The following is an 18,539-nucleotide window of genomic DNA, read 5'->3' as shown; positions in this document are numbered from 1 at the left end:
GTTTTTTTTCAGAATTATTTATCCATTTTTTTTGCAAAAATTACATTTTTCTACTTGCTTAGTCGTTTGATTCCGATAGAATCCTACTATGATTTAACCAGGAGGGTTTTATAATGAACGAAATCATACTGCATTTAATGAATGAAATCTCTAGCTTGACTCCACCAATTAATCCCTTAAATTTAAAGCAAATATTTAGTTCAACCCTACTGCCAGAAGGAAAAGCCCCTGTAGAATTTGAATCCCAGTATGGTCTTTTATTGTTAATTAAAAAATATGTTGATGAATATTCCAGTTTGGCTGAAGAGCAAGAAGAGTATAGAAAGAAGAAGCAAAAACTTGATGAGGTAATGAAAAAAGGAGAAGAGCTGCAAAGGAAAATTTCTGATTTGGCTAAAAAAATTGAACTCGCAAAAAGTGAATTAAATCCTTTATACAAAGAAATTGAACCTAAAGCAAATGAAGTCCTGTCCAAACAAAATCCATTAGCGCCTCCTTATAAATTCCCTGAATACGGAGAGGTTCAGAAATCAATCGTAGTCGGGCATTACAGTTATCTCTTCAAGACCTGCAAGGAAATAGACACTGCTCGTGCCAAATTAAATCTGGTTTTGCTAAAAAACCAATGGAATGCCTTAATGACAGATTTATCTCAGTTAGGCATCCAGCCCCATGTAGAAGAAGATGCTGTTGATAATTTACAAAAATTTATAGCTGCAGTAGAACTGGAAACCAAAAAATTAACTCGCGCTTCCGAAAAATGGGATGAATTGCAAAAGCGATTCGCCAAGCAATTATCTGCAACTGATATTAATAAAAAAGAGACTGAGTTAGAAAAACAAATTGAACTATTGCTTAAAGAACTGAGTCGCATTGAAACTGCAGTCACTAACCACTCTCTGATACCTGATTTAAAAGCAGAGTTAATCAGGAAATTTCAAGAAAGTGAAGACCATCAAGGATTGATACAGGGATACCAAAATCAGATTGATGGAATATTATCTAATTTTAACCCATCTTCCTGGCTTTCATGGTATTCAGACTCTAATTATTCTGAAAACCAACAAAAACTTAAGGATTCCGTTAGCTTCCTGCAATTATTAGCTCAACAAAAAGAGTTAAAGATCAAACATCATGAGCTTGTGAAACAACAAGAATTATTGATTAAAGCAATCCCAGAAACTCCTTCAAATGAAGAGGATATATCTATTTACAAGAAGTTAGTTCCCGATGCCATTGATCTGATAAATGAAATACCGATAGAAAGTATACCCGCTTTTGTTTTGCCGAGTGGCCTTTCTTATGACTCTTCACCTGCTGATTTTTATTTGGTTCTCCTCATTCTCATGCCAAAAGTTTCGGAAAGAAAGGAACAATATTTACAAGCGTTGGAAAAACTTCATGAAATGCCTACTCTTGGCAAACAAATATGCCAATTAAGAAGTGAATACGAATTACCTGCAACAATGGATGACCAACTTCCAAGTTTGCAAGAAGCTGAAGAAAATAAGGATTCCCTGAATACAAGTGATCCTCATAAAGAAGAGTTAAAAAACCAAATTAAACTATGCCAATCTTATCTTGAAACAGCCAAGCAAATTGATCTTTTTCTGAAAGAACATGGGCAAACAACCAATGAAGCAAAAGCACTTATCGAGCGATTGCGTTTGCTTTCAAATCAGCCACTAAAGAACGAAGATATAAACTCTATCAAAGAAGATTTATCTACTCTCGCAAATCAAATCCAATCGCTTGTGTCTGAATTAAATCAATTACCTTTACCTAATCTGACTGGCGAGAGAATTGATCCTCCATTGGAAAAACAGGAAATAGAAGCCAACACAGGAATCCCTCTTACTGTGGAATTGATACACCCTACCCAAGTAGTTCAGAAAAGCACTGCTTCTCCCATCGAAAAACGGCAGTCAGATAATGGACAAGAAACACCCGTTGTTCTGGAGTCAACACGACCTCATCAAGTGATTCACCAAGAGTCTGAATCTACCTTAGAAAAACGACAGCTAGGCAATGGACAAGAAACACCGGCTGTTCTGGAGTCAATACGTCCTCCTCAAGTGCTTCAGAAAGACTTTGAATCTACTGATAAAAAACAGCATGTAGAAGTAGAGCAAGAGATACCAGTCGTACTGGAGTTAACACGACCCTCTCCTATGGTTCAAAAGGACTCAGAGGTTACTGTAGAAAAGCAACAAATAACTAATGAGCAGGAAAGATCAATCGTCCTAGAATCATCACGCCCCTCTCCTATGATTCAGAAAGACACCGAATCTTCGGGTAAAAAGCAGCATATAGAGATAGAACAAGAAATACCAGTCATCCTGGAGTCAACGCACCCCACCCAAGTGGTTCAGCAAGATTCTGAGTCTAGCTTAGAACAACAAGCACTCAATGAGCAAGAAACACCAGTTGTCGTGAAATCAACACAATCTGCTCATGCAGTTAAACAGCAGGAAATAGAGAAAGGGCGAGAAATACAAGTTGATCTGAAGTCAAGGCCATCTGAACCATTGAGGCCATCAACTCCTGAGGTTCCGGTTGCATCCAGGAAACCAAATGGCCTGTCATTATTCTATGGTCACGACGAATCATCAGAAGATAATATTTTATCCTTTTTTGATGAGGCAGGTAATCAAATCAGTATTTCATCTGAAGAAGATTCTGAGGCACTTGCCATCGACAGAGGAAAGGTAAATTCCTTAGTAATTGGTACAACATCCAAAGAAAAGTCGGTTTCTTCAGTCTATGAATCAGATAAGCTATCAAATCCTCAACTCCAGGAATCTGCTCCCAACATTACCCCTTCGCCACAATCTTCCAGCCTGCTTAAACAAAAAATAGATTCATTTCATGTACAAAACATGGGATATATAAAACAATATCCAGAAGAAATACAGCTGTGGTATAAGAGTTTATATCAAGCCGTACAAAGCTCAGCTGTAGATGAGACTTCTAGTCTCAAGGCACTCCAACTTTTAAAAGACATCTTGTTTGAATTAAAAAATCAAAACGATTTATCCGTGTTACTGGCATACAAGCGCATGTGTGACAATCCATTGCAAGATATACAAAACATTCTCTGCTTAAAACCTGCTCTGCCTATTCTCGATGAACCTGTCGATGAAGAGCAACAGTTTAAGAATTGGCCAAAAGAATTACAAAAATTTCATCAGCAGTATATAAAATTAAAAACAGGTCATCCCTTGGAAGCGGAATTATTTATTCAGGCAACCCATTCACTTATTTCAATTAAACATTTGATGGTACAACCAGGTTCAAAAACCTCAAACCAAGAAGCCATCCCTCTCATTACCCAGGATCCCCGATATGAACCTTTAAAACGGCATAGAGGATTTATGCGAGCATGGGAATATATAGAAGATTTTTTCCGAATGCTAATCGGCAAGTTAATAGGACAAGAAGAATATGAATATTCAAAAAAGCCTTGTTTTTTCAAAACAAGATCTCACCAATTACTTGAAGAAGCAGACACAATGATCCACTCCAGGACTTTTACAAGTAATTAATACCTTAATACTGTGAAACAGAGGGGCTATTGGAAATAGCCCCTACATTACACGTTTTAAAAAGCAGATCCTCAAATGGAAGCTAGGCTCTCAGTTAATTTTTTATCGATCTGACTGATGTCATCACATAACATTTGTGCTTGTTGTTTAACTATCGATTCATTAGCACCTTCCACCATAACCCTCAGTAAAGGCTCAGTGCCAGAAGGTCTGAGTAACACTCTACCCTCTCCATTAAGATGATTTTCCAAGTTTTTAACCGCCTGGATTACATCAGGATTAGACGCTAACAAAGCAGCATTATTCGTTTTTAAATTCACTAAAGCTTGAGGTAATAATTGTATGCCTGCAGTTAACTCATGAAGTGCTTTGTTTTGTTTCACCATAATTGAAAGAACTTGTAGTGCTGCTACAATGCCATCACCTGTTGTCGTTTTATCCAAACAAACAATATGGCCTGAGGTTTCACCTCCAATCTTCCAATCTTTCTCTCTTAGCGTTTCAAGAACATACCTGTCACCTACTTTTGAGCGTTGAAAAGGAATTCCCAATGAGGTAATTGCTAATTCAAGACCATAATTACTCATCAACGTACCTACAACACCTCCATGCAGCACACCTCGTTGATGTCTGTCCTTGGCAATGATATAAATAATTTGATCTCCATTAACGAGATTTCCCAGAGAGTCCACTAAAATGACTCTATCTCCATCCCCATCCAAACCAATACCAATATCAGCCCCAACAGCAAGCACCTTTTCTCTTAATAATTCAGGCGCTGTCGAACCGCACTCTTGATTAATATTAAAGCCATCCGGTTTAACCCCTATAGGAACTACATCAGCGCCCAATTCAGCGAATACATTTGGAGCGATATGATAGGTTGCTCCATTGGCGCAATCCACAACTATTTTCAAATTGGATAGTCGAGATAGGGAAGGTATAGTAGATTTACAAAACTCTATGTAACGACCCGCCGCATCATTAATACGTGTTGCTTTACCCAGTTTGGCTGAAGGTACCGTTTGCAACTGTTTTTCTAATTGGGCTTCAATCGCAAGCTCTACAATATCCGGAAGTTTTCCTCCGTCAGCTGAAAAAAATTTAATTCCATTATCTTCAAATAAATTATGGGAAGCACTAATGACGATACCTGCATTAGCCCTCAACGTTTGCGTTAGATAAGCTATTCCAGGGGTAGGCATTGGCCCTAATAACGCCACATCAACCCCAGCTGCAGACAATCCTGCCTCCAAAGCCGACTCCAGCATATAACCAGACACTCTGGTGTCCTTACCAATCACTACCTTTTTCCTTGCTCCGTTTGCAAGAACGCAGCCTACTGCCCAGCCTAATTTTAAAACAAACTCAGGGTTAATATTTGATAATCCAACGTGACCCCGTATTCCATCCGTACCAAAATATTTACGTTGATTCATCCTTACCTACCTTATTATTTAATTTTTCTGGTCTCAGTCATCTTCTGATAATCTCAGGAGCTATTAACTGATTTCTTCACCTGCCTGATAAATTGCATTAATCATAGTTAATGCTTGATTCGTTTCACCTACATCATGTGTCCTGATAATTGCAGTGCCTTTAAGAGCTGCATATATTCCTAGCGTAATACTTCCAATCAAACGTTGCTCAACCTCATTGTTTAACACAGCACCAATTGTGCTTTTGCGTGAAACACCTAAAAGAATTGGCAACCCAAAAGAACACAATTCATTCAGATGATAAATTAATTCTAGGTTATCTTTAACACGCTTTCCAAAACCAAAGCCTGGATCAAGAATTAATTTATTCCTATTCAGCCCTGCTTTCTGACATTTATCGATGCGTTCTTCAAAAAAATGCTGTAATTCCGTTATTATCCCTTCTGGATAAGAAGGATTTTCTTGCATAGTTCGCGGCTCTCCTTTCATATGCATTAAACAAACAGGAACATCTAATTGAGCAGCGACCTTAAGAGCACCATCTCTTCTTAAAGCATAAACATCATTTATCATATTCGCACCGGCATCAATTGCCGCTTCCATCACTTCAGGCTTATTGGTATCAATAGAAATACACACATCGGCAAGTCCACGAAGTTGCTTGATTACGGGAAGAACTCTTGATAGCTCAATCTCTAAAGGGACAGATGGAGCACCAGGTTTAGTTGATTCTCCACCGATATCGATGAGATCAGCACCACAAGCGATTAATTGAAAAGCATGCTCACAAGCTCTATCCACAGACAGGTACTTGCCACCATCATAAAATGAGTCAGAAGTAACATTCAGTACACCCATAATCAATGGCTTTTCAAAAACTAATGAGGGCTTAGGTTGGCTCTTTCGCTCAAGCCAACCGAGGAATTGTTCAGGATTCACAGAGTACTCTCGATAAATAGCTACTGATAAAATTAATGTTCTTCTGCCGGATTTTCTATTGTTTCACCATTAACAGGTTTTGCAGGAGTATCATTAACTGACTCAGTCTTATCCATCGGTTTTGTTGATCCCCAATCTTCCGGAGGGGTAGGTTCTTTCCCGGACATGATTTCTTGAATTTGATTGGTATCTATCGTTTCGTATTTGATGAGACTTTGCGCCATTAAATGCAATTTATCCATATTGGTTTCCAATATTTCTTTTGCTCTTTGATAGTTCCTATCAATAATGGCACGAACTTCATCATCAATTTGCTGCGCTGTTCTATCGGACATCTCCTTATGTTTATTCACAGAACGTCCTAAAAATATTTCTTCCTCTTCCTCACCAAAAGTTAGAGGACCTAAAGCCGATAATCCCCAAGTTGTAACCATTTTGCGAGCAATCTCTGTAGACCGCATAATGTCATTAGAAGCGCCCGTTGTTACACTTTCAGGACCAAAAATTAATTCCTCTGCAATTCGGCCACCAAATAAGCTGCATAATTGACTTTCTAAACGGCGTTTGCTATGACTATATCTGTCTTGTTCAGGTAAAAACATAGTGACACCCAAAGCTCGTCCACGAGGAATTATTGATACTTTATAAACCGGATCATGTTCAGGAACTGACAGGCCAACGATAGCATGACCTGCTTCATGATACGCGGTAAGTTTTTTCTCGTTATCATCCATTACCATAGAGCGTCTTTCAGCTCCCATCATAATTTTATCTTTTGCTTTATCCAGTTCAATCATACCTACTTTGCGTTTATTAGCCCTTGCAGCAAATAATGCGGCTTCATTCACAAGATTGGCTAAATCCGCTCCTGAAAAACCAGGCGTGCCACGAGCAATAGCTTTTACTTCGACATGACTGTCTACAGGGACTTTTTGTAAATGAACTTTTAATATTTGCTCACGACCTCTAATATCAGGCAAAGGAACAACGACTTGACGGTCAAAGCGGCCAGGGCGTAAAAGCGCAGGATCCAGAACATCGGGACGGTTAGTTGCCGCTACGACAATAACTCCTTCATTACCTTCAAATCCATCCATTTCAACAAGCAATTGGTTAAGTGTTTGCTCGCGCTCATCATGACCACCACCCAAGCCGGCGCCTCTGTGTCTACCTACTGCATCGATTTCATCTATAAAGATGATACATGGAGCATGTTTTTTGGCTTGCTCAAACATATCACGTACTCGGGACGCACCTACCCCAACAAACATCTCAACAAAATCAGAACCTGAAATAGTAAAGAAAGGAACTTTTGCTTCCCCGGCAACTGCCCTGGCTAATAAAGTTTTACCTGTACCAGGGGAACCAACCAGCAAAACACCGCGGGGGATGCGTCCACCCAAATTTTGGAACTTTGTTGGATCACGTAAAAAATCGACAAGTTCTTTAACTTCTTCCTTGGCTTCATCAACACCTGCCACATCCGCAAAGGTGACTTTAACCTGATCTTCACCTAATAAGCTAGCTCTTGATCTGCCGAAAGACATAGCGCCTCGACCGCCCCCGCCTTGCATTTGACGCATGAAAAATATCCATACACCGATCAATAACAACATAGGGAACCAGTTAATGAATAAATGCAAAAGGAAACTTTCCTGTTGTTTTTCCTGCCCACTGACATCTACTTTGCTTTTCAACAACTCACCTAGCAAAGCGTTATCTTGCATCGGCATATAGGTGACAAAACGTTTATTATTTTTGGTTACGCCCTTGATGATTTTGTTATCCTCAATCGTAACAGAGTTAACCATCCCTTGATCCACTTCCTGCAAAAATTGGCTATAAGAAATTTTCTCAGCAACTGAGTTACGAGGACCAAAATTACTGAAAACAGAGACAAGAACTATCGCTATTATCAGCCATAAAAATAAATTTTTAACCATGTCGTTCAATGTATTAACCTCGTTAGTTACTTACAATTTTGTTGCGAGACCCAAAATAGCTCTTGCACAGTTCATATCATCCAAAATAACGCTAAATGTATTTATAAATATATATAAAACTACTATAAATTATAGCCCTTTGCCAGCAAATAGGTTTCTTTTGAACGAGATCTTGAAGCAGATGGTTTACGGATTACCACTTTTTCAAAAGACGCTCGTGCCTGTTTGACTAATTCATCAAAACCTGAGCCATGAAAAATTTTAACTAGCATATTACCACCGGGTTTTAACATTTTTTCCGCAAAATCAAAAGCCAACTCTACCAAATACATTGCTCTTGGAATATCTATTGCAGAGCTTCCACTCATATTTGGGGCCATATCCGATAATAACAAGTCTAAAGTCCTTTGCGGAATCAAATTAATTAATTCTTGCAAAACATTATCTTCACGAAAATCCCCAAGGATAAACTCTACATTAGGCAAAGCGTCCATAGGTAAAATGTCCAATGCAACAAGACGACCACTTCCCCTCATCTTTTCTGAAGCGTATTGGGTCCAGCCGCCAGGGGCTGCTCCTAAATCAACCACCGTCATGCCTGGTTTAATGAGAGACTCTTTGTCATCCATTTCCTTAAGTTTATATACGGCACGACTTCGATATCCTTCAGCCTGCGCTTTTTTTACATAAACGTCGTCAAAATGTTCTTGCAACCAGCGTTTACTGCTTTTAGTACGACTCATAACGAATAAAGATAAAACAATTTTTCCTATGATACAGAATTTTACTACCTTTTCCCAGCAAAACGTGCAATAATTTACCATTTTATTATCTGGGATATCGTAGTGGATACGTCGTTTAAACAATCACTTAAAGCCAAGGCTCATCATTTAAAGCCCGTTGTACTTCTTGGCGCCAAAGGTTTAACTGAGGCTATATTGGCAGAAACCAATGTCGCCTTGTTAGTGCATGAATTAATTAAAGTCAAAATTAATGGGGCTGAAAAGGAAGACAGAATGCAAATGGCCAAGGCGCTTTGTGAACAGCTGGATGCCGAGTTCGTTCAGATGATAGGGAATACACTGGTTCTGTATCGTAAAAATAAAGAATAAAATTTGTAATATCGTTTTGTAGCCTCGAGCTGGGTGCCTGGAAATCAAAACAGACCCTAGCTTTTTAAGTCAAAGGATTGTCAAAGTTCTGCAAGTATAAATAGCCCATTTGGTATGAGGCGTAATCAGTAATATGCCCTTCATCGCGATACACTGGAATCCCATTCAAATCAGAATCACAAACATTATCGCGGCATTGAATTTTTTTAGGATCTATAATGACCAATTGAGGGTATTTTCTTTGCATGTTATCAAACAATTGGTTTAACCAAATCTCATTATCTGAACGGGTTAAAGTGAAGCGACACTCTTCTGCATTATAATGTTGTCTTAATTTAATATGCTTAAAAAAGCATTGATGTAAATTTTTATGCGTTAATGCGGTTGACTCGATTAATACAGGCTTTGCCCCGGAAGATATTATCACTCCAAGTGCTTTGTCCAAAGCATCTGCCAAACGCTTTTTGGTTAATTCTGCAGAATAGTCATCACCTAATTGATTGATAATATGAGCTGAAACATAATTGTTCCATACTTGACCTATGATCACATAATCATAACGATTCTCTTTGATCATGCGATAGTATTTTTCCGTTTGCTCATAACAGTCCTGGTATATGGTATCTTTAAAATGCCACCAATCATAAAGATATATGCCTGGCAAGGAAATACAAGAGGAGGTCCCTTGAGCCAATATTGAAACACCGGCTGCTTTCCCTAACACATCTATAAACCCCCAATAATGATTGGAAAAAGAATCACCTATCATAAGGCCGGTCTTGCCACCTTGCTCTTTCGCTCCAATTTTGCATTTCGACTCATTGTCTGCCCTGGTATTATCTATGCATAACGCTCTGTATGGGCTTTCGTAATTCTTTAATTGTTTATAAACCCTAACCAGCTCCTGATTAAATCGTTGTGGATATCCAGAATGAGATTTAATAACTAAAGAGCTTAAATGAGAAAATAAAACAGGGATCAGCAATAAAATCACAACCGTATAACGAAAAGGAATATACCTGAATCTTTTCGTTGGTTTTTCTATATATCGCCAGGATAAATAAGCTAAAATAAAAACAATGCTATAGGCTATAAATAAAACCTCAGACCGCTCTTCGATAGTTTGGTACCTTAACATTGAAAAGACGACCCAATGCCAAATATAAAGGGAATAAGATAATACTCCTATAAAAACTAATGGCCGAAAAGAGAGAGTTTTTACAATAACAAGTGAAGGAAAATTTGTACCTAATGCTATCAACAAACCCGTTGCAAGACACACAAAAAGTGTATGCCAATTAGGATATCCAAGAAGAATATTATCCAGTGTCGCAGTATAAATAATAAAAAATAAGGCCGATAAACCCAAAATAACTAAAATGGACTTCTTGATTGAGAACTCAATTCGAGGGCTTAAAGCGATACAAGAGCCGATTAAAAACTCAAAAATACGACTGGAAAATTGATAATAGGTTTGGGCAGGAGCTACCTGTGAGTAGTGCAAAGCCAGCAGAAAAAATACAATGGCTAACCCATACACAACATAGATAACCTGCCTTTTATTTAGAAAACGATATAAGGCATACATCATCAGTGGCAATATCAGATAACATTGCCACTCGATTGAAAGTGACCAGGTATGCAACAAAGGAAGTTGATGAGTATCGGGTGAAAAATATCCGGTGGTTGTTTTATTAAAGAACAGGTTGGAAATAAATAATGATGTTTTACGTGCACTACGACTAAATTCAATTAAATCATCAGGTAAATAAAGCAATAGACTTAGTAGAGTTGTCACCACTATTAGAGCAACAAAAACAGGCTGTAATCGCCATAACCTGCGATTATAAAAATCGAAGAATGAAAAATCATTCCGATTCAGTGATTCATGGATAATAGACGTGATGAGAAACCCTGATATAACAAAAAATACATCAACACCGATAAACCCTGACGGAAAAAGAGAGAGACCCCCATGATAAATTAAGACCAATAATATGGCGATGGCTCTTAATCCATCTATATCGGGTCTATAATTCATACCACTTGCTCATTTACATAATCAAAGTAGAAAATATTATCATTTAACTCAGAATACAGAAACTTTTTCTCCAAAATCAAACTTTATCATCAATTAATAGTAATTTATTTACCGCCACCCCTTGCAAATGAGAATGATTATCATTTATATTTAATTTAGAACAAAACAATCCTTTCAGGAGATAATAATGGCCTTGGCGTACGGTAATTTTCATGAACTCAGCCATCAATTACGCTTTTTACTATTTGAAATTGGCATAGGACTACCACAAAATAGTGTGGATTATTTTATTACCTTAGCTCATAAAAATACCCTGAACCGTTTACAACACGCGTCCATTAAGGAAAAATTAATTCAATCGACAATTGCCAGTCATCATGTCCATGATTTCATTGACCAATTGCAAATAAAACTGAAAAATTCAATGCCGCAAAGTACGTTCTTTCAATGGCGAAAAATCAGAGCAGTATTAGATGAATCGATTGCTAATGAAGCCTTGGCTTACGCCTATAGGCAAAACTGGAACACCCAATTAAAAAATGAAGCCATACACTGCAAGAGTCTATGGACATGGATAAATAATGAACTGTCTCCGTATCAAACACTATTATTTTTGGAGCAATGGGGCAGTTTAGGGCATCCCTATCACCCGGCATTCAGAGCAAAAATAGGATTTACGCGAAGAGAAGTTCTCCAAAATTCTCCCGAATTTCAGGCTAAAGTCTGTGTACATTGGTGTGCATTAAATAAAACAAAAACCCAGTCAATCAATCCAAAATTTGATTATACCAACCGAATTTCTCAAGAATTTCCCAAAGAATATTTTTATTGGCGAGAAAAATTGTTATTTAGCCACATAAATCCTGATGATTATTATCCAATTCCTGTTCACCCTTGGCAGTGGCGGAATCAATTACAAATGGCGTTTTCTTCTTTAATTGATAGTAAATCCCTCATCCTGTTACCACATCACCAAACTCTAATACCTTCTGCATCACCTGATATTATGATGCCAACAAAATCCACTCAATATACACTCAAACTGGCTACTACTTTAAACACCTCATTGGCTGGAAAACTCGATAATTCGGATAATATGGTATCGCTCACTAACTGGCTTGACTCCCTGTTAGCCAAATCAAACTATTACCAAAACACCTTGTTTATCTGTAAAAACCTGGAGAGCATCAGCGCCTATGATCAAACTCACTCTGAATACAATCGAAAAAAATTATTGTTTGGCTTATATCAAAACCCACTCCACAAAATAAGGCAGGACCAAAGAGTAGTTCCATTACCTGCCTTATTAACTGATTCACCTTGTACCAATACACCATTAATCATTGAAATTATTAAAGCAAGCGAACTACACCCAATGGCTTATTTCACTGAGTATTGTCATAAGATGTTATTTGGACAATTGCATCTATTGCTAAAATATGGATTAGCACTAGAAGTGGAGCAACACAATATTTTAGTCATCTTCGATGGTAATAAACCTCAGGGGATAATTATAAAAGAGCCAAACAACCTTAAGATATGCCATCATGAATTATTTAAGAACGTTCAAAAACCTGACTTGCCAGGCCAATCTATCTATACAAAAGATCTTAATAAGGTTAGAGCCCTTTTCGTTCAGGGAACACTAAAAAATCATCTACATCACTTGATTGTTTGTTTACGTGATGAGTATCAGATTTCTGAAAAAAAATTATGGGGGTTAACTCGCCAAGTCATACAAACTGTATTTAAAGATTTATCCAAAGACATTGATTCTCGTATTCTAAGCTGGCAGCAACATCTCTTGTTTCATGATGACTGGGAGCATCAACCTGAATTGCTATTAAGCCTGCATTCCAACCTCAATCCAAATACTACAATAAAGGAATACAATCCATTAAGTGAGGCCTAATCATTAATTACAAAATCATAGCAGGAGTAGCCTTACAAACCCATGCGCCCTTATTTCAATCTCAAAATTTGAGAATTTCTCAGGGCTGAGATGCGGATACTATGAATCAATAAATCCCAATTGATTTCTCAATAAGGTGACAGCGACAATGGTATTGTATAAACTAACTCACATACGCCATTTTAAACACTCAAATAATAGAGTATTGTTGGCACAATATATTCCCTCCTCGGCAATAAATAAAGAAAGAGGAGGAACTAATTATCGTATAACAGATGATACTAAAACATATTCCCAATACCTTAACATTGCTAAGATTAGTTTTAATAGCTCCTTTTCTAATGTATTTATTTCATCATGAATACGTTAAGGCCTTTTATCTATTTATCGCAGCAGGATTAACTGATGGTTTGGATGGTTGGTTAGCCAGGCATTTTCAATGGCAAAGCTTTTTTGGCTCATTTGTTGACCCTCTCGCTGATAAATTGTTGGTTGCCTCCAGCTTCATCTCATTAGCTCTCTTAGACTCCTTACCCTGGTGGTTAGTGCTGCTTGTTTTTTTAAGAGACTTCACTATTTCAATGGGGGTGTTGGCTTGGTATTATTTTATACAGCGCAAATTGGATTTTGAGCCCACTCGTCTCAGTAAGCTCAATACAGGTTTTCAATTAACTTTAGTCACTTTATGTTTGTTTGAATTAGCTTACTTTAGGTTCCCCTATGATTTAGTTGATATACTCATCTATTTAACTGCCTTTACAACGGTTACTTCCTATCTTGATTATGTTTGGACCTGGAGCAGAAAAGCCTGGTCCCCCAAAGAATCGTTAAAATGAATAAACAGCTGGCTCTGGCAATAAAATTGAATGATGAAGCAACCCTGGATAACTTTAATTGGGGAAATAATACCTTGTTGCAACAACAATTAATTCAAATGCTTTCTTTCAAGGCCGATAGGTTGCTCTATCTTTGGGGCCCTAAAGGAAGCGGTAAATCCCATTTACTGCAAGCTTGTTGCCAAGCTATTAATTTAACCCAATCAGCCATTTACCTTCCTTTGGCTTTTTTAAAAGAATGGGGACCACAAAGCATTGAAGGATTAGAAGATCAAACTTTAATTTGTATTGATGATATTAATGCCATCGCTAACTATTCAGCCTGGGAAGAAGCTTTATTCCATTTATATAATAAGATAAAAGACTCTGAACGTTCGCTTTTAATTATATCGGGTAATCAGCCGCCAATAAAATGTGATATTAAACTTGCGGATTTACGCTCCAGACTAAGTTGGGGATTAGTTATTCAGTTGAATGAATTAAATGACGATGAAAAAATAAATACACTCAAAATGCGTGCAGCAAAGCGCGGATTTGAACTTCCTGAAAGTGTAGGGCATTTTTTATTAAACCGTTGTTCTCGAAACATGCATGATTTATATGAGCTCCTCAACCGGTTAGATGATGCATCTTGGGAAGCTCATCGTAAAATTACCATACCTTTTGTTAAAAACACCTTGAAAATATAAGCAGTCATTAACTCTCCTTTATAACCTTATTTGAGATTTCAATGAGAACCTATTGTAATTCTTTTATCCTTTGCTGTATCAAGTATATTGTCAAATCATGGAGTTACGACAAAATTCGCAGTTAAATTTGACAAAAATGAAAACAAGTCTATATTTATAGAGTTGCACAATTTTTTGTCTGCTGTTCGCTATTACTTAGATAATTTATGGACAAATTAAACAAAGCGAACCATTAAAGCGAAAAAAATGTTTCATGGAGAGAGCAATGAACAAACACGATGTTAAAGCCATTCACTCTTATGTTGTAGATGAAGAAGATAAAAAAATCTCCTTAAAATTAATAAATAAATTATATCGTTTCCTCTCCAAATACTATCACCTGGCCAACCAGGAAGAATTTATACGTTTAATCATACAGCCTGATTTGTATGGGGAGTTAACAGTTCTCTATGGAGAAAATAAAGAAATAGCCGGGTTCAGTCGTAACTGCAGACAATCTATTGATCTGGGGAAAAAACAAGTGACTTGTTATATCGCTTATCTTTATCTAAATCCTGAATACCAAATTCACGCGTCCATTAAAAGTGCTGGCCTCACTCAGGCGATAAAATACAAGCTAGCTAATCCTCAAGAGGAATTGGTTTATATAGCATTTGCCAACAATCCATTAACTTACGAATTTATTTATCAGTTGAGTGACCTCATATATCCTAAACCCTTACAAAGGGTCCCGGATCAAATATTGACCGTTCTAAATGCCCTTAAAAAACAAAATAGCTGGATTTCAACCAATAATCATCCTATGGTTGTCAGCTCCCCATTGGTTCCTTTAAGAAGTCAACTCTCAAGAATTAATGAAGAGAGCAGTGAATTACAAGAATTTTATATGTCAGCCAATCCGGATTATTTACAAGGAAATTCCCTGTTAATCTACATGCCTTTGCATTTAGCTAACATAGGCTATGGATTGAATCATTATGATTCTGGCTCAACCCGTAATCAGAAACAGCATCATCAAGGGATCTCTCATCGCAAACGCTCGCCTTCTTCGGATTTGCGGAATTAAAATGAAAGCAATAAACATTAGAACTTGTCTTTAGTCCAGTATCAACTTCCGGTTTTTTTTCAGGAGCATAGCGTGCCGTCATCTCAGCAATTTGTTCACCTATTCCTATTAGTTTATTCTCCAAACTAGCCACTTTCGAGAGCAAATCCGCAGTAGTCATTACCTTTTCATCAAGGTTGTTTAGCTTTTTCAATTCTCTGTCCATCTTGGACTTTCCACATAATTTTTCTATTTTATCCTCATCCAAACCAAACCATTCGCTAACCAGTTTATTTACTCCTACGCGTTGTACATACCAGTACAAACTAAAGGCAGCCAAACCGACAATCACACTAAATAATAAAACTGGCCAGAATGTAGGTGTAACAGAAGTCATAACCAGAGCCAGCATGAAGGTCGCTACTGATTGCCCGGCAAAAAAACCTCCCCCAAAAAAGAGTATTCCAGATACTCCAGAAACAATTGTTTTAGCAACATCCATTTTGGGGCTATTCAGTGCTAAATCAAATTGCTTACCTGATTTCACTAAACATTTAACACGATTTTGCAGCATAACAAGGGTTAGATGTAATTCACTCAATTCATCCGTAGACATCGAAGCGAGAGAATAACTATCAATTTTTTTTCTGATGGCCTTAATCTCTTCCATTTGCAATAGGTATAAATCCAACAGTTTGGGAGTATCAGTTAATTTTATTTCCAGGTTTTGAGAGACCTGGACTAAATCAAACCCATAAAACACAACAACGGATAAAGCGGAAAACAAAATGCCTGCACAAAGGACAACCCAGGCAGGGAAAGGTAATACAGCCATCATAGTTGCAATGCTGTCAAAACCCTCACACGCGGCTAGTAATGTTCCAGCTATTGCCAAAAGCCAGAATTTCAACTTATTAGAGGCAGGAGGTTCTTTTTCTACAGGCTTAATTTCCTGATCCGCTCCATTCAATGAAGTATTTAGGTCACGTAATAACTCAGCATACAAAGCAGCCGCTATAAACTCCCTTTTCTTTTTTATGGCTTTTGAGGTTTTGGATGAGCTGGAAAGATCATTGGTTAGTAGATGAATTAAGTATGAAAAATCAATCGACGAATTCCCATTTGCTAAATTGGAAGACTCAGAATCCCCCAAATTTAAGTAGTCGTCTAATAATTCCAGAGAACGCTGACTTAGCCTAACTTTTTTTTCAAGCCCCACTTTATTCTCCAAGCAAATTAACTCATAGAACCTGAGAACCTTAACCCGGTAATCATTAAGGAAAGATTGATTGAAAGTATATATTTTATACATTTTTTATTAAATTAACATTAAGAGATATGTAATAGGACAAAAACAGGTGATAAAAAATTTCTGGTTATCTTCTACTCAAGAACACAATAACAATATATGGCAAAAGCAAAAAACGGCAATTGGTGATATTAAAACCAACCAAATTGCCGAAAAGGGAAACAAACAAACTAATGACTGGGAATATACGTTGTAGAGTATTCTACTGTCTCTATGTCATTATCTCTTTTTAAGGAAGGAACTGCAATATAGCGGCTTAGCCGAGGTGATACTAGCCACATAACGACAGCAATCAATAAAGTAACAAGGCCAATACAGGCAAATACATCGGAATAAATCAATAAGGACTCAACCCCCGGTTTGATGTTCTCAGGGAGCGCTGTAAAAGACGCAACCGTTGCGCCAATAAACCCCGCCACTGCGGAAGTTAAAAACCACATTCCCATAACAAACCCTGCATTAGTAGCAGGCACTAATTCAGCAACCATAGCAACACCCAGGGCCGATACTAATAACTCGCCAAGACTTTGGAATAAATAACTGAAAATCATCCACCAGGAAGAAACCATGCCATTTCCAACATAAAAATAACGGGCAAAATACAGCATTAAAAAGCTCACTGCACACATAGTCATGCCGAATGCAAATTTATAAGGTATAGAAAATACAATATTATGCTGATGCAATTTTCTATAGAAATAAGCTAATACGGGACTCATTAATACAATCCATATTGGATTTAGAGCTTGAAAGCTCTGCGGATCAATAGTGATGCCAAGGAAAGTAGGTATTACATTATTGACAGCGAACAAATTTAATGAAGTAGGCATCTGTTGGTATAAAGTAAAAAATATAACTGCTTCGATCATTAAAACCAAAGCGACTAGCATTCTCATGAAAGAAGCATGACCTTGTTTGCGCATTAAATAGATATAAATACACACTACGAACAGAGTAATACCCCACAACAAATTTTTGGCAAGCATGACATGTTGTAATAAGTACGCGGATATTCCAGTAAGCATTAAAACACCGGCTACTATTATTACCCAGTGGAGAACCGTTATTTTACGAAGGTCCGCTTTTGTATTGACATGAGCTACATGTTGTCGTTGATACCAATAATTCACAATACCCAGAATCAAACCGATTGCACTAATCATGTAAGCATAAGAGTAACCATAAGCGCTTGATACTGCTGGTCCGACGAATAATGCAACCATACTGCCCAAATTAATAGCCATATAATAAAGGGTAAAACCACCGTGTAATCGCGGGTCATTGTCATCATAACATTTGGATAACAAATTCGATGGATTCGCTTTGAACAACCCATTACCCACACAAATCAAACCTAACGCAAGAAACACATGCTGCTTATCCGTGACCGCAAGAGAAAAATAACCCAGAGCCAGAACAACGAGCCCAAGCACTATGGTTCGTTTGGTGCCAAGAATCCTGTCTCCTAAATATCCACCAATAACCACCATCCCATACACCAGAGCAGAATAAGCACCAAAGGTATAGTAAGACTCTAAATCGCTATAACCCAGGTAGCGAATAAAATAAAGAGTAAGAATTCCCTGAACGGTATAGAATCCAAATCGTTCCCACAATTCCAACATAAAAATCATGTGAAATGCACGAGGTTGCTCACGAAATAAATTCAGCATGAATTTTCATTCCTTGATAGTAATTTTTTTTAACTTAAAGGAAATTCTTCTTTTTT

Annotated in this window: 13 protein-coding genes; 6 read left to right on the top strand and 7 right to left on the bottom strand. The window is 37.5% G+C overall.

Annotated features, from left to right (window positions below):
* Window positions 1-113: 113 nt before the first annotated feature.
* Window positions 114-3,545 (top strand): hypothetical protein, encoded by a 3,432-nt coding sequence (locus tag CC34_RS0112375; RefSeq protein ID WP_028379026.1) that lies wholly within the window; start codon window positions 114-116, stop codon window positions 3,543-3,545.
* 71 nt (window positions 3,546-3,616) lie between these two features.
* Here CC34_RS0112375 and glmM read toward each other — a convergent pair whose 3' ends face one another.
* The 4 genes from glmM to rlmE form a co-directional block, all read right to left on the bottom strand.
* Complete coding sequence (gene glmM / locus CC34_RS0112370) at window positions 3,617-4,984, bottom strand: phosphoglucosamine mutase (protein ID WP_027228775.1); 1,368 nt, start codon at window positions 4,982-4,984, stop codon at window positions 3,617-3,619.
* Between the two features lie 63 nt (window positions 4,985-5,047).
* Window positions 5,048-5,923, bottom strand: coding sequence for a dihydropteroate synthase (gene folP / locus CC34_RS0112365; protein WP_027228774.1), 876 nt, complete (start codon window positions 5,921-5,923; stop codon window positions 5,048-5,050).
* Between the two features lie 32 nt (window positions 5,924-5,955).
* The gene (ftsH, locus tag CC34_RS0112360; RefSeq protein ID WP_032833160.1) at window positions 5,956-7,866 is read right to left on the bottom strand and encodes an ATP-dependent zinc metalloprotease FtsH; all 1,911 of its coding nucleotides are present in this window, start codon (window positions 7,864-7,866) and stop codon (window positions 5,956-5,958) included.
* A 122-nt stretch (window positions 7,867-7,988) separates the two neighbouring features.
* Window positions 7,989-8,609 (bottom strand): 23S rRNA (uridine(2552)-2'-O)-methyltransferase RlmE, encoded by a 621-nt coding sequence (rlmE, locus tag CC34_RS0112355; RefSeq protein WP_027228772.1) that lies wholly within the window; start codon window positions 8,607-8,609, stop codon window positions 7,989-7,991.
* 102 nt (window positions 8,610-8,711) lie between these two features.
* Here rlmE and yhbY point away from each other — a divergent pair, with 102 nt between their 5' ends.
* On the top strand, window positions 8,712-8,978 hold the full coding sequence (gene yhbY, locus CC34_RS0112350) for a ribosome assembly RNA-binding protein YhbY (protein WP_028379025.1): 267 nt from the start codon (window positions 8,712-8,714) through the stop codon (window positions 8,976-8,978).
* 64 nt (window positions 8,979-9,042) lie between these two features.
* Here yhbY and CC34_RS0112345 read toward each other — a convergent pair whose 3' ends face one another.
* The gene (locus tag CC34_RS0112345) at window positions 9,043-11,019 is read right to left on the bottom strand and encodes an acyltransferase family protein (protein ID WP_028379024.1); all 1,977 of its coding nucleotides are present in this window, start codon (window positions 11,017-11,019) and stop codon (window positions 9,043-9,045) included.
* A 187-nt stretch (window positions 11,020-11,206) separates the two neighbouring features.
* Between CC34_RS0112345 and CC34_RS0112335 the strand changes: the two genes are divergently transcribed.
* The 4 genes from CC34_RS0112335 (at window position 11,207) to CC34_RS1000000117145 (ending at window position 15,522) form a co-directional block, all read left to right on the top strand.
* Entirely contained in the window at window positions 11,207-12,931 is a 1,725-nt protein-coding gene (locus CC34_RS0112335; protein WP_027228769.1) for an IucA/IucC family protein, read from the top strand.
* Window positions 12,932-13,206: 275 nt separating this feature from the next.
* Complete coding sequence (locus CC34_RS0112330) at window positions 13,207-13,767, top strand: CDP-alcohol phosphatidyltransferase family protein (RefSeq protein ID WP_028379023.1); 561 nt, start codon at window positions 13,207-13,209, stop codon at window positions 13,765-13,767.
* Window positions 13,764-14,456, top strand: a complete 693-nt coding sequence (hda, locus tag CC34_RS0112325) for a DnaA regulatory inactivator Hda (protein WP_027228767.1) — start codon at window positions 13,764-13,766, stop codon at window positions 14,454-14,456. Before CC34_RS0112330 ends, hda begins: the two co-directional genes overlap by 4 nt.
* Before the next feature lie 265 nt (window positions 14,457-14,721).
* A complete protein-coding gene (locus tag CC34_RS1000000117145; RefSeq protein WP_071974656.1) occupies window positions 14,722-15,522 on the top strand; it encodes a hypothetical protein in 801 nt (266 codons plus the stop codon).
* On the opposite strand, the gene CC34_RS0112320 is transcribed toward CC34_RS1000000117145, so the two are convergent.
* Window positions 15,407-16,813, bottom strand: a complete 1,407-nt coding sequence (locus tag CC34_RS0112320; protein WP_129317183.1) for a hypothetical protein — start codon at window positions 16,811-16,813, stop codon at window positions 15,407-15,409. The two genes, CC34_RS1000000117145 and CC34_RS0112320, sit on opposite strands and share 116 nt — an antisense overlap.
* A gap of 167 nt (window positions 16,814-16,980) precedes the next feature.
* Window positions 16,981-18,483, bottom strand: coding sequence for an oligopeptide:H+ symporter (locus tag CC34_RS0112310; RefSeq protein ID WP_027228765.1), 1,503 nt, complete (start codon window positions 18,481-18,483; stop codon window positions 16,981-16,983).
* Window positions 18,484-18,539 lie beyond the last annotated feature (56 nt).

The sequence above is a fragment of the Legionella pneumophila subsp. fraseri genome, from assembly GCF_000586315.1.
Lineage (GTDB): Bacteria > Pseudomonadota > Gammaproteobacteria > Legionellales > Legionellaceae > Legionella > Legionella pneumophila_B.
Note: the sequence above shows the minus strand (reverse complement) of the source record. Positions and strands in the feature narration are given on the sequence as shown.

Coding starts and splice junctions, on each gene's coding strand:
- CC34_RS0112375 (WP_028379026.1), top strand. CDS start 114: ATGAACGAAATCATACTGCATTTAATGAATGAAATCTCTAGCTTGACT.
- glmM (WP_027228775.1), bottom strand. CDS start 4,984: ATGAATCAACGTAAATATTTTGGTACGGATGGAATACGGGGTCACGTT.
- ftsH (WP_032833160.1), bottom strand. CDS start 7,866: ATGGTTAAAAATTTATTTTTATGGCTGATAATAGCGATAGTTCTTGTC.
- rlmE (WP_027228772.1), bottom strand. CDS start 8,609: ATGAGTCGTACTAAAAGCAGTAAACGCTGGTTGCAAGAACATTTTGAC.
- CC34_RS0112345 (WP_028379024.1), bottom strand. CDS start 11,019: ATGAATTATAGACCCGATATAGATGGATTAAGAGCCATCGCCATATTA.
- CC34_RS0112335 (WP_027228769.1), top strand. CDS start 11,207: ATGGCCTTGGCGTACGGTAATTTTCATGAACTCAGCCATCAATTACGC.
- CC34_RS0112330 (WP_028379023.1), top strand. CDS start 13,207: ATGATACTAAAACATATTCCCAATACCTTAACATTGCTAAGATTAGTT.
- hda (WP_027228767.1), top strand. CDS start 13,764: ATGAATAAACAGCTGGCTCTGGCAATAAAATTGAATGATGAAGCAACC.
- CC34_RS1000000117145 (WP_071974656.1), top strand. CDS start 14,722: ATGAACAAACACGATGTTAAAGCCATTCACTCTTATGTTGTAGATGAA.
- CC34_RS0112320 (WP_129317183.1), bottom strand. CDS start 16,813: ATGTATAAAATATATACTTTCAATCAATCTTTCCTTAATGATTACCGG.
- CC34_RS0112310 (WP_027228765.1), bottom strand. CDS start 18,483: ATGCTGAATTTATTTCGTGAGCAACCTCGTGCATTTCACATGATTTTT.